11 protein-coding genes are annotated in these 12005 nt (G+C 72.8%); 9 read left to right on the top strand and 2 right to left on the bottom strand.

Annotation, left to right across the window (positions count from 1 at the left end; genetic code table 11):
• The 4 genes from PINTE_RS17190 to PINTE_RS17205 form a co-directional block, all read left to right on the top strand.
• The coding region (locus PINTE_RS17190) for a DUF3027 domain-containing protein (RefSeq protein WP_068433218.1) at positions 1-698 on the top strand (698 nt) is incomplete at its 5' end.
• A 174-nt stretch (positions 699-872) separates the two neighbouring features.
• Complete coding sequence (locus PINTE_RS17195; protein ID WP_068433219.1) at positions 873-2354, top strand: NCS2 family permease; 1482 nt, start codon at positions 873-875, stop codon at positions 2352-2354.
• Between the two features lie 188 nt (positions 2355-2542).
• A complete protein-coding gene (locus tag PINTE_RS17200) occupies positions 2543-2974 on the top strand; it encodes a MarR family winged helix-turn-helix transcriptional regulator (RefSeq protein WP_068433220.1) in 432 nt (143 codons plus the stop codon).
• The gene (locus tag PINTE_RS17205) at positions 2971-4536 is read left to right on the top strand and encodes an MFS transporter (RefSeq protein WP_068433221.1); all 1566 of its coding nucleotides are present in this window, start codon (positions 2971-2973) and stop codon (positions 4534-4536) included. The genes PINTE_RS17200 and PINTE_RS17205 overlap by 4 nt, the downstream gene beginning before the upstream one ends.
• On the opposite strand, the gene serC is transcribed toward PINTE_RS17205, so the two are convergent.
• Both serC and PINTE_RS17215 read right to left on the bottom strand, forming a co-directional pair.
• Complete coding sequence (gene serC / locus PINTE_RS22145) at positions 4431-5528, bottom strand: phosphoserine transaminase (protein ID WP_084343729.1); 1098 nt, start codon at positions 5526-5528, stop codon at positions 4431-4433. The genes PINTE_RS17205 and serC overlap by 106 nt on opposite strands.
• Positions 5529-5584: 56 nt before the next feature.
• Positions 5585-6679, bottom strand: a complete 1095-nt coding sequence (locus tag PINTE_RS17215; protein ID WP_084343730.1) for a citrate synthase 2 — start codon at positions 6677-6679, stop codon at positions 5585-5587.
• Positions 6680-6799: 120 nt separating this feature from the next.
• On the opposite strand from PINTE_RS17215, the gene pdxH reads away from it, so the two are divergent.
• From pdxH to PINTE_RS17240, 5 genes are all read left to right on the top strand, one after another.
• Positions 6800-7477, top strand: a complete 678-nt coding sequence (gene pdxH, locus PINTE_RS17220) for a pyridoxamine 5'-phosphate oxidase (protein WP_068433227.1) — start codon at positions 6800-6802, stop codon at positions 7475-7477.
• 458 nt (positions 7478-7935) lie between these two features.
• Positions 7936-8640 carry a metal-dependent transcriptional regulator gene (locus PINTE_RS17225; RefSeq protein ID WP_068433229.1) on the top strand — a complete coding sequence of 235 codons (705 nt, stop codon included), beginning with the start codon at positions 7936-7938 and terminating at the stop codon, positions 8638-8640.
• 304 nt (positions 8641-8944) lie between these two features.
• Positions 8945-9862, top strand: coding sequence for a C40 family peptidase (locus tag PINTE_RS24000; protein ID WP_217996629.1), 918 nt, complete (start codon positions 8945-8947; stop codon positions 9860-9862).
• A gap of 142 nt (positions 9863-10004) precedes the next feature.
• Positions 10005-11201 (top strand): metallophosphoesterase family protein, encoded by a 1197-nt coding sequence (locus tag PINTE_RS17235; protein ID WP_084343731.1) that lies wholly within the window; start codon positions 10005-10007, stop codon positions 11199-11201.
• Positions 11198-12005 (top strand): AAA family ATPase (locus PINTE_RS17240; protein ID WP_157087329.1); only part of this gene is annotated, 808 nt, incomplete at its 3' end. The genes PINTE_RS17235 and PINTE_RS17240, both read left to right, overlap by 4 nt.

The raw sequence follows: 12005 nt of genomic DNA on the forward strand, positions 1-12005 counted from the left end.
CCGACGAGGCCCGCGCCGCCGCCGAGACCATCGCCGAACGCGGCACCGTCGGTGCGCACGTCGCGATGGTCATGGAGGCCGAGCGCCTGGCCACCCACCTGTTCGAGTGCACCGCGGGCGCGTACCGCGGCTGGCGCTGGGCGGTCACGGTGACGCGCGTCGCGCGCAGCCGCAAGGTGACCGTCTGCGAGACGCACCTGCTGCCGGGCCCCGACGCCGTGCTGTCTCCGGCGTGGGTGCCGTACGCGCAGCGGCTCGTGCCGGGTGACATCGGCCCGGGCGACGTGCTGCCCTACCGCGAGGCCGACCCGCTGCTCGAGGCGGGCTTCGAGGCCACCGGCGAAGAGGACGTCGACCAGATGGCGCAGTGGGAGCTCGGCCTCGGCCGCCCCCGGGTGTTGTCGGCCGAGGGCCGCGAGGTGGCCGCGCAGCGCTGGTACGACGGCGACAACGGCCCGCACGCCGACGTCGCCGAGCAGGCCAAGGCCTCGTGCACCACGTGCGGCTACTACCTGCCGCTGGCCGGGGCCCTGCGCCGCACCTTCGGGGTGTGCGCGAACTCCTGGTCGCCCTCGGACGGCCGCGTCGTCAGCCTCGACCACGGCTGCGGCGCCCACAGCGAGACCGACGTGCCCGCCTCCTCACCGGCCGCCAGCTCCGACCCCGTGCTCGACGACACCGAGGTCGAGCTCGTCTGATTCGCCGAATCGACGATCGCGCGGCGGCCGTGCGAGGCATCGCCCCAGGTCGGCTCCCGTGACGGGGAGTTCGCGATCGTCGAAAGGGCGTTTCCCTTCGGGGGGAAGGCCACCCACCGGCGGGGTGTGAGCCGGACACAAGCCTGTCACACGCGACCCCTACGCTTTCTGCACATGTCCACCTCTGCACCGCCGTCCCGGCGATCCTCCTCGTCCCGGCTGGACGGGTACTTCCGCATCACCGAGCGCGGCTCGACCGTGGCCCGCGAGATCCGCGGTGGCCTCGCGACGTTCTTCACGATGGGCTACATCATCGTGCTCAACCCGCTGATCATCGGCACGGTGCAGGACGGCACCGGGCAGTACCTCGGCGGCGGTAGCGAACCCAACCTCGCCCTCGTCGCCTCCGGCACGGCGCTGGTCGCCGGCCTCATGACGATCTGCATGGGCGTGTTCGCCAACTACCCGCTCGCGCTCGCCGCGGGGCTCGGGCTCAACGCGTTCGTCGCCTACGGCGTCGCGAGCCTGCCGCAGATGACGTGGGCCGACGCCATGGGGCTCGTCGTGCTCGAGGGCATCCTCATCCTGCTGCTCGTGCTCACCGGCTTCCGGGAGGCGGTCTTCCGGGCCATCCCGGCGCAGCTGAAGACCGCGATCAGCGTGGGCATCGGGCTGTTCATCACCCTCATCGGCCTCTACGACGCGGGCATCGTCCGCAAGGCGCCGGCCGCGCCCGTCGAGCTGGGCGTCGGCGGCTTCCTCGCGGGCTGGCCCACCCTCGTGTTCGTGCTCGTGCTGCTGGCGATCATCGTCATGATGGTCCGCAAGGTCTCCGGCGCGATCCTCTACGGCATCGTCGGCGGCACGCTGCTGGCGATCCTCGTCGAGAGCGTCTTCCACGTCGGCCCCCAGGGCCCGGCCGACCAGAACGCCAACCCCACCGGCTGGGGCCTGAACGTGCCGGCCCTGCCCGACCACGTCGTCGACGCCCCCGACTTCGGGTTGCTCGGGCAGTTCAACCTGCTCGGGTCGTTCACCAACATCGGCATCATCTCGGCCGCCCTGCTGATCTTCACGCTCATGCTGGCCGACTTCTTCGACACGATGGGCACGATGGTCGCCATCGGCGCGGAGGCGGGCCTGCTCGACGAGGAGGGCAACCCGCCCGCCACCCGGCGCATCCTCGTCGTCGACTCCGTGGCCGCGATCGCCGGCGGCGCCGCGAGCGTCAGCAGCAACACCTCCTACATCGAGTCCGCCTCCGGCGTCGGGGAGGGCGCGCGCACCGGCCTGGCCTCGATCGTCACCGGCATCATGTTCCTGCTCGCGACGTTCCTCGCCCCGCTCGTCGACATCGTGCCCTACGAGGCCGCGACCCCCGCGCTCGTCATCGTCGGGTTCCTCATGATGCAGCAGGTCGTCGGCATCGACTGGCACGACATCGACATCGCGATCCCGGCCTTCTTGACGATCGTGCTCATGCCGTTCAGCTACTCGATCTCCGCGGGCATCGGCGCCGGCTTCGTCGCCTACGTCGTCATCAAGATCGCCCGCGGCCGCGCCGCCCAGGTGCACCCGCTGCTGTGGATCGTCGCCGTGCTGTTCGTCATCTACTTCGCCATCGATCCCATCAAGGGGGCGCTCGGCGTCTCCTGAGCCGGTCTCCGCACGGGAGTTTGTGCCATCGGACTGGACCGGCCGGGCTCGACGGGACCGCCTCCGCGGAGGCGGTCCCGCGGCAGCAGCCCGGTCCCGTCCCGCCCTGCGAGACCGGCGTCTCCGTCCACGGAATACTTACCCAAGCTAATGACTTGGGCTAAGTAGTCGATGACGGGGAGGCGCAGATGAGCGACACGGATCTCGGCGCGCTGGCGGTCGAGCTGCGGCTCGCGTGCATGCGGATCAGCCGCCGGGTGCGCTTCGAGGCGCAGGACGACGAGTGGCACATCCCGCCGCACCAGTTCAGCGTGCTCGCGCGCCTGGACAAGGCCGACGCCACGCCGAGCGAGCTCGCCGAGGCCGAAAAGGTCTCGGCGCCGAGCATGACGCGCACGGTCGCCGGTCTCGTGGAGGCGGGGCTGGTCGCCCGGCGCGCGCACCCCGGCGACCGGCGCGCGGTGGTGCTCAGCCTCACCGGCTCCGGGCGCGAGCTGCTCACCCAGATCAGGGCGCGGCGCGATCAGTGGATGTCGTCGCGGCTGGCCGACCTGTCGGAGGAAGAGCTCCGCACGCTCGCCCAGGCCGCGCCGCTGCTGGCGAAGGTGGCGGCCCGGTGAGCCCGACCTTCCGTTCGTTCGTCTCCCGCAACTACCGCTTCTTCTTCGTCGGCGCGCTCGTCAACAACGTCGGCACGTGGATGGGCCGCACCGCCCAGAGCTGGCTCGTGCTCACCGAACTCACCGACCACGACGCCGCGGCCCTCGGCATCGTCACCGCCCTGCAGTTCCTACCGATGGTGCTGCTCGCGCCGTTCGCGGGGCTCGCGGCCGACCGGTTCGCCAAGCGCCGCGTGCTCACCCTCACTCAGGGGTCGCTGGCGCTCGTGCAGCTGGTCACGGCCGCGCTCGTGCTGTCGGGCACGGCGACGCTGGCGAGCATCTACGTGCTGACCTTCCTGTACGGCGCGGCGGCCGCGGTCGACGCCCCGACCCGGCAGGCCTTCGTCTCCGAGGTCGTCGGCCCCGACCTGCTGAGCAACGCCGTCGGCCTCAACAGCGCGAACTTCAACACCGCCCGGCTCATCGGCCCGGCGCTGGCGGGCCTGCTGATCGCGCTCGTCGGCACCGGCTGGGTGTTCGTCATCGACGCCGTCAGCGTCGCCGCGATCATCGTCTGCCTGTGGCTCATGGACCCGCGCGCCCTGCAGCCGGCGCCGCGGGCAGCCTCCAAGGGCGGCATCCGCGCGGGCATCGCCTACGTCGTGCACCGTCCCGACATCCTGCTCGTGCTCGCCGTCGTCTTCGTGCACGGCACGTTCGGCATGAACTTCCAGATGACGATCGCGCTCATGGCCACGACCGTCTACGGCAAGGGGCCAGGGGAGTTCGGGCTGCTCGGCTCGATCATGGCGATCGGTTCGCTGGCCGCGGCCCTGCTCGCCGCCCGGCGCCCGCAGCCGCGGCTGGCGGTCGTGCTCGGCGGCGTCGGCGCGTTCGCGGTCGCCAACACGGTCGCGGCGCTCGCCCCCACCTACTGGACCTTCGCGATCCTGCTCGTGCTCGTCGGCCTGACGGCGATGACGATCCTGCCGACGGCCAACTCGCTCGTGCAGCTCGCCGTCGAACCGCAGATGCGCGGCCGGGTCATGGCCCTGTACATGGCGATCTTCATGGGCGGCACGCCACTCGGCGCGCCCGTCGTCGGCTGGATCGGCGCGATGTGGGGCGCGCGCTGGACGATGCTCGTCGGCAGCATCGCCGACGTGCTCGTGCTGCTGGGCGCCCTGGCGTACCTGTCCCGCGGTCGCGGCCACCTGCTCATGCGCCCGGCGCACCTGCAGCGTCGGCGCCCACGGGTCGTGCGCTACGGTGCACAGACTCGGAGTCGAGCCGACCGGGAGGTCACGCAGGATGAGCCCACGCACCCGACGCGTCGTCGTCCTCGTCGCACTGGCGGCGATGTTGCTGGCCGTGGTCGTCGCGCCGATGTTCTGATCGGAGCCGGGCCGGTCCCCGGCGCCCCCGCAGTCGCCGGCGCCGCGGAGTGCCGAGCCGACGGCCGAGTCGGCGCCGACTACCGAACCAGCACCGAGCCCTCGGCCAGCACGGCGTCGATGCAGGCGGTCAACGCCCGCACGTCGTCCGGCTCCACGGCGGGAAACACCCCGACGCGCAACTGATTCCGGCCGAGCTTGCGGTACGGCTCGAGGTCGACGACGCCGTGCGCGCGCAGCGTCGCGGCCAGCGCGGCCGCGTCGACTCGCTCGTCGAAGTCGATCGTGGCCACGACCGTGGAGCGGGCCGACTCCTCGGCGACGAACGGGGTCGCCAGCTCGTGCGCCCGCGCCCAGTCGTAGACGATGCCGGTCGACTGCGCGCAGCGCGCCGCCGCCCACTCCTGGCCGCCGCGCTCGTTGAGCCAGCGCACCTGTTCGCGCATGAGCGCGATCGTCGCCAGCGCGGGGGTGTTGAGCGTCTGGTCCTTGCGGGAGTTCTCGATCGCGGCGTGCAGGTCGAGGATCGCCGGCACCCACCGGCTCCCGCGCAGCCGCTCGACGCGCTCGATCGCGGCCGGAGACAGCAGCGCGAACCACAGCCCGCCGTCGGCGGCGAAGCTCTTCTGCGGCGCGAAGTAGTACGCGTCGACCTGGCTCGGGTCGAGGCGGGTGCCGCCGGCCGCGGAGGTGCCGTCGACGAGCACGAGCTGGTCACCGGCTCCGACGCGCTCCACCGGGAGCATGACGCCGGTCGAGGTCTCGTTGTGCGGCCAGGCGTAGGCGTCGACGTCGGTGACGGCGTGCGGGCTGGTGGCGTGGCCCGGCTCCGCGCGGCGCACGTCAGGCTCGGCGAGGAAGGGCGCGGCGCTCGTCGCGGCCGCGAACTTGGCGGAGAACTCGCCGATGACGACGTGCTGGGAGCGCTCGCGCACGAGGCACAGGCTCGCGATGTCCCAGAAGGCGCTGGCTCCGCCGTTGCCGAGCACGACCTCGTACCCGTCGGGGAGGGCGAAGAACCGCGCCAGGCCCTCGCGCAGCTCGCCGACGGCGGCGCGGACCGGGGCCTGCCGGTGCGACGTGCCGAGCCAGGTCGTCGCGAGGCGGGTCAGGGCCTCGACCTGCTCGGGGCGCACCTTGCTCGGGCCGCTGCCGAACCGGCCGTCGCGCGGCAGCATCTCGGGCGGCAGAAACGTGCGGGGCTGCGCCGAAGCGGAGCCGGCGGGGGAGGCGGTCACGCCCCCATCATCGCGGACCAGCCGGGCACGCTTCGGGCCGGGCGCGCGGTGGGACCGACGTACTGCGCCACCGGGCGGCGCATGCCGACGTGGCCGGCCTGCTCGAGGATGTGGGCCGACCAGCCAGCGGTGCGCGCGCAGGTGAACAGGGCCGCGAACAGCGGCGGCGGCACCCCGGCTCCGTGCAGCAGCACCGCCGCCCACAGCTCCATGTTCGTGGCGATCCGATGCTCGGGGTGGCGCTGCGCGAGCGCCGCGAGGGCCGCGGCCTCGAGGGCCTCGGCGGCCTCGCACAGCGGGGAGCCGAGCCGCCGGCACGTCGCGCGCAGCAGCCGCGCCCGCGGGTCCTCGCGCCGGTAGACGGTGTGCCCGAAGCCCATGAGCCGGTGGCCGGCGTCGAGCTGGCGGGCCACCTCGCGGCCGGGGTCAGCCCCGGCGGTGATGCGCTCCATCATGTGCAGGGCCCGCGCCGGGGCGCCCCCGTGCAGCGGACCGCTGATCGCGCCGACCGCGCCCGACAGGCAGGCCGCGACGTCGGCGCCGGTCGAGGCGATGACGCGCGCCGTGACCGTCGACGGGCTCATGCCGTGCTCGGCCGCGGCGACGAAGTAGGCCGACAGTGCGGCGACGTCGCGCGGGTCGGGATCGCCGCGCCACCGGATGAGGAAGCGCTCGACGATGTCGTCGGTGCGGTCCACCTCGCGCTGCGGCACGACGGGCCGGTCACTGCCGCGGGCGGATTGGGCGACGAACGACAGCGCCATCGACGACGCCCGGGCCAACTGGTCGCGGGCCTGGGCGAGGGTGATGTCGTGCAGCGGCCGAAAGCCCCACACCGGAGCCAGCAGGGCGAGGGCGCTCTGCACGTCCGCGCGGACGTCGCCGGTGTGCGCCGGCAGCGGAAACCGCTCGGCCGGAGGCGGGGTCACCGCGAAGTCGTCCGCCACGAGGAGCCCCCACACGGGGCCGAACGACACGCGCCCGACGAGCTCGTCGAGGGACACGCCGCGGTAGCGCAGCATGTCCGCCTCCCCGTCGGCCTCCGCGACGGCGGTCTGCCAGGGAAGGGCCGTCGGCGGAATCCGTTCCATGGCGCCCATTGTGGGCCAGGCGTTTTTCCGGCTTGTCACAGGTGCCGGTTCGGCGCGTCGGCGCGCGGGGTCGGTCGCTGCCCGGGGTCCTCGCGTGGCGGCGGGGCTAGGGTCGGCTGCATGGAGGATGTGCAGCGATACGACTACGCGGGAACCGGCCTGGAGGGCGAGGTGCCTTCCGCGCCGTGGGAACTGGTCGACGCGTGGGTGTCCGAGGCGCGGGCGGCGGCGCGCACCCGCGAGGACCTGTACGAGCCGTCGGCGATGGCGGTGGCGACCGTGGACGCCGAGGGCGTGCCCAACGTGCGCACGGTGCTGCTGCGCTTCCTGGACGCCCGCGGGCCGGGTTACGTCTCGAGCCGCCATTCCGCAAAGGCCGCCGAGATCGGCGCGACGGGCGTCATGGCCGCAACGCTGACCTGGAGCCCCCTGTTTCGCGCGATCCGCTTCCGCGGCCGCGCGCAGGAGATCGAGCCGCAGATCGTGCAGGCCTACTGGGACAACCGACCGTGGGGGTCGAAGATCTCGGCGTGGGCGTCGCAGCAGTCGCACCCCGTGGCTTCCCGGGGTGAATTGGAAGCGGCGGCTGAAAGATTCGCGCAACAGTATCCCGAGGAAGGCCGGGAGTCGGCGGTGCCGGCGCCCCCGGACTGGGTGGGGTACCGCATCCGCTGCACGGAGGTGGAGTTCTGGGCGGGGCGACCGGACCGGCTCCACGATCGGATCCGTTATCGCGCCGCGGAACCGGCTCTGCTCGACGATGCTCGGGCCTGGGAACGAGTGCGGCTGCAGCCGTAGGAGCGCCTGCGGCAGTGTGACGTGCACCACCTGACCGGGGTCTTTGCCGTCGAGACTCCCCGTGTGGCGCCTTCGGAGGGGAAATGAGTGACGGGGCCGCATCAGGGGGGTGCGGCCCCGTCATGGTGCCCGGCGACTCGGGGATTGCCGTCGGTACTCCGGCCAGGGGAAGCCGGGTTCTCACTACTTCCACTCGGTCTGGCCACGGTTGGGGAGACCGCAGCACCGAGCGGATGATTGAAATATAAACTGATCTTCGCGGGGCGCGAAGGAAGGTTGCGCAACCCTGGGGCCCGATGTGCCGCAGTGAGATCGGGATCACCCGGCCCTCGCGGGCGGGCCCTGGCGGAGCCCCCAGGAGCCGAAACCTACTGGCCGGTAAGGGGGTCGGGCGTGATTCGGGCCGACGTGACGCGCGTGGCGAGCCAGGGGTGCACCGAAGGTGAGACAGTGGCGTTGTGACGGATCTCATCGACACCACCGAGATGTACCTGCGCACCCTCCTCGAGCTCGAAGAGGAAGGCACTCCGCTGTTGCGGGCTCGGATCGCCGAGCGACTCGGGCATTCCGGACCCACCGTGTCGCAGACCGTCGCGCGTATGGAGCGGGACGGTCTCGTGCATCTGCAGCCCGACCGGTCGTTGGTGTTCACCGACGACGGGCGGTTGCTGGCCACCCGCGTCATGCGCAAGCACCGGCTGGCGGAGCGGCTTCTCGTCGACGTCATCGGGCTGGAGTACGAGCACGTGCACCAGGAGGCGTGCCGCTGGGAGCACGTGATGTCGGATCGCGTCGAGCGCAAGATCCTCGGGCTGCTGCCGACGCACCAGATCAGCCCGTACGGCAACCCGATTCCCGGGCTGGAGGAGCTGGGGTTCGCCTCCGAGGAGATCGTCGAGCCCGGCCCCGCGGGGCTCAAGCACCTCACCGAGCTCGAAGAGGGCGCCGGCACGGTGCGGCTGCGTCGCGTGGGGGAGCCGTTGCAGACCGACGTCGAGCTGTTGGCCGCCCTGTCCGCCGCGCAGGTCGTGCCCGGGGCAGTCATCACGTACGAGACGAACGCCGATGGTCGCGTGCTCGTGCGCGGCGCGGAGTTCGACGGGGCCGCGGTCGACCTGCCGGCCGGCGTGGCCAGCCTGCTGTTCGTCACGCCCGAGGGCTGACCCGATTCCATCCACAGGCCGTTGTCGCTGTCCTCGCGCGGATGTGATGCCGGTCACAGTACTGTCGTCGTGGTTGTCGAGGGAGCCTGTCGTTCGGGCTTTTTCGTCGGCGTCGACGTCGTGGGCCTGTGGATGAGCGTCGGCGCCGGGCGGTGATCCGCGGCTAGCTTCGCCAGCGTCATCGCCGTGATGGCCCCGCGCCCGGTCCCCGCCCCTCCTGCCGCCGCGCCGCGGGACAGCTGCGCCCTCGTGCGGCGGGAGACGGAGCCGGGCCGGCTCCGTCGGCGGCACGGAGAGGCCACCCATGCCAGCCCCCGCGCCCGGGCGTCATCGCGCCCAGCCCTCCTCCCCGTTCACGCCGGTCGTCGTCGCCGTCGGTGAGACGGTGCACCTGACGCGTCTGGCGCGGCGTGTGGTGGGCCACGGGAGGCCCGGGAGGCCCCCGTCGACGTCGCTGTTCCTCGTCAGCGGGGCGGCCGCGGGGGTGGTCGGTGCGCTGGCCGGTGGCGTCGCTCCGGCAGCCGCCGATCCCGAGCCGAGCCGCGGCGATCCGGTCCCCGTGCTGCTCGACTGGGCCAGGCGGTACGACGGTGAGGAGGCGGCTCGGCGGGAGGGGGGTGACGAACCGGAGGCCGAGGAGTCGGAGGCCGGGGAGTCGGAGGCCTCGTCGCGGGAACCGGCTCCTGAAGGGGGCAGCGCCAAGGAGGTGACGCCACGACCGCGTCCGCAGCGCTTCGAGCCAGCCCCTCAGAAGGCCGACCCTCCGGAGGCCGCGTCACCGAAGGCCGCCCCTCCGAAGGCCGCCCCTCCGAAGGCCGCGCCACGGAAGGCAGCCCCGGCGCCCACGAAATCGCGGGCGCCCAAACCGAAGGCCAACTCGTCGCGGCGGATGTCGGCCACGCTGGCCGTCGCGGCGGGCCTGTCCGGCATCCCGTATCGCTGGGGCGGCACGACGACATCCGGGTTCGACTGCTCAGGGTTCACTCAGCACGTCTTCCGCAAGGTCGGCGTCAACCTGCCGCGCACGGCGGCCCAGCAGCAGCGTGCGGTGCGCACCGTGACCGAGCCCCGTCCCGGTGACCTGGTGTTCTTCGGCGCTCCCGCGCATCACGTGGGCATCTACGCCGGCGACGGCCGGATGTACGACTCCCCGCGCACGGGTCGGACGACGGGATTGCATCGCATCTGGTCGTCGCGAGTCAGCTACGGGCGTGCCGCGTGAGGTCGTCCAACGGCCGGGGCACCCGTAACGGTGCTGGTCAGCAGCCCGGCGGGTGTCGCTCGCGCAACCTTGTCGGTGCTCGCGTCTAGGGTCGAACCAGACGTCGACACCAGGGCGCATCGAATCGTCGAAGGAGGTGACCGTGGTCCGCTTCATCCACACCAGCGACTGGCAGTTGGGCATGACCCGGCACTTCCTCGAGCCGGAGGCGCAGGCCCGTTACACCGCGGCCCGCATCGACGCGATCCGGTCGATCGGGGCGCTCGCCCGCGAGCACAGGTGCGAGTTCGTCGTCGTCGCGGGCGACGTCTTCGAATCCAACCTCGTCGGGGCCCAGACCGTGCGCCGGGCGCTGGAGGCGATGGCCGCCATCGAGGTGCCGGTTTACCTGCTGCCCGGCAACCACGACCCGCTCGACGCGGTGACGATCTACCGCGGGCGGCTGTTCGCGCGGGCCTGCCCGCCCAACGTGCACGTGCTCGACCGGGCCGGGGTCGTGCCGGTGTCCGAGGGGGTCGAGCTGGTGGCGGCCCCCTGGTTCGGCAAGGCGCCGCTGCGCGATCTCGTGGCCGACGCGCTCGAGGGCCTGTCGCCGCCGTCCGCGGGCGTGCGGGTGCTGGTCGGGCACGGCGCTCTCGACGCGCTGTCTCCGGAGTCCGACGAGCCGTCGCTCATCTCGCTCGCCGGGCTGGAGCGGGCCGTCGACGACGGACTGGTGCAGTACGCCGCGCTCGGCGACAAGCACACCCGCCTGGCCGTGGGGCGACGCCGCCTCGTCAACTACAGCGGCTCGCCGGAGGTCACCTCGTTCCGCGAGGAGCGGCCCGGAGACGTGCTCGTCGTCGACGTGGCCGCCGGTGCGGAGCCGGTGGTCACCCCGCACCACGTCGGCACCTGGCGGTTCGTCACGCTCGAACGCGAGATCAGCGGCGACGACGACCTCGACGACCTCGACGAGGAGCTCAGCCGCATGGACCCCAAAGACCGCACGGTTGTGCGCACCGGCCTGACCGGCACGCTCACCCTGCGCCAGAAGGCGCGCCTCGACACGCTGCTCGACGTGTACGGGGAGGTGCTGGCCGCCTGCTTCACGTGGCCGCAGCGGCACGACGTCGCGGTCATCCTCGGCGACGACGAGCTGACCGATCTGGGAGTCGGCGGGTTCGTCGACGCCGCCGTCGCCGATCTCGCGGGGCTCAGCAACGGCTCCGGTGGCCCGGGCCGGTCGGGCGGCTCCGCCGCCGGAGGCGGTTCCGGTGGCGCGCAGGATCGGCAGGCGGAGATCGCCCGCGAGGCGCTGTCGCTGTTGTACCGCCTCGCGAAGGGGCCGGCGGCATGAGGCTGCACCGGCTCAGCGTGCGCGATTACAAGGGTGTCGCGGCCCGCGACGTGGCGTTCCCCGAGGCCGGCATCCTCGTGCTGGAGGGGCCCAACGAGGTGGGCAAGTCGACGATGCTCGACGCCCTCGACCTCGTGCTCGACCACAAGGATTCGTCGCGGCGCGCGCAGATCCGCTCGGCCCAGCCAATCGGGCGCGACGTCGGCCCCTGCGTCGAGGTGGAGCTGTCCACCGGGGCGTACCGGTTCAGCTACCGCAAACAGTGGTTGCGCCAGCCGTCCACCGAACTGCACATCATGGCCCCGGCCCGCGCCCACCTCGTCGGCGACGAGGCGCACGAGCGGGTTCGCGCGATCCTCGCCGAGACCGCCGACCTGCACCTGTGGAAGGCGTTGCGGCTCATGCAGACCGGGCCGCTCGTGCAGGAGCGGCTGGCGGGCAGCTCCGCGCTCGCGGCCGCGCTCGACGAGGCCGCGGGCACCGCTCCCGACGTCGGCGGCGCGGCCGAGAGCCTCCTGGCGGCGGCGGAGGCCACCTGCCTGCGCTATTTCACCGCCCGCACCGCCGCGCCCACGGGGGAGTATCGGGCGGCGATCGAGCGCCTCGAGGCGGCCGACGCCGCGGTCGAGGCGGCGCAGGAGCGACTCCGCGAGGTCGCCGACGATGTCGAGCGACACGAGTCCCTCGAGACGCAGCTGCGTGCCGCGCGCGCCCAGCTGGCGAGCGCGCGGCAGGAGGCCGAACGCTGGGAGAGCGAGGCGGCCCGCGCCCGGGAGGTCGGTGCGGAGCTCGTCACGGCCCGCC

It is taken from the genome of Piscicoccus intestinalis NBRC 104926 (assembly GCF_001515525.1).
GTDB lineage: Bacteria > Actinomycetota > Actinomycetes > Actinomycetales > Dermatophilaceae > Kineosphaera > Kineosphaera intestinalis.

Coding starts and splice junctions, on each gene's coding strand:
- PINTE_RS17195 (WP_068433219.1), top strand. CDS start 873: ATGTCCACCTCTGCACCGCCGTCCCGGCGATCCTCCTCGTCCCGGCTG.
- serC (WP_084343729.1), bottom strand. CDS start 5,528: ATGCTGCCGCGCGACGGCCGGTTCGGCAGCGGCCCGAGCAAGGTGCGC.
- PINTE_RS24000 (WP_217996629.1), top strand. CDS start 8,945: ATGCCAGCCCCCGCGCCCGGGCGTCATCGCGCCCAGCCCTCCTCCCCG.
- pdxH (WP_068433227.1), top strand. CDS start 6,800: ATGGAGGATGTGCAGCGATACGACTACGCGGGAACCGGCCTGGAGGGC.
- PINTE_RS17215 (WP_084343730.1), bottom strand. CDS start 6,679: ATGGAACGGATTCCGCCGACGGCCCTTCCCTGGCAGACCGCCGTCGCG.
- PINTE_RS17200 (WP_068433220.1), top strand. CDS start 2,543: ATGAGCGACACGGATCTCGGCGCGCTGGCGGTCGAGCTGCGGCTCGCG.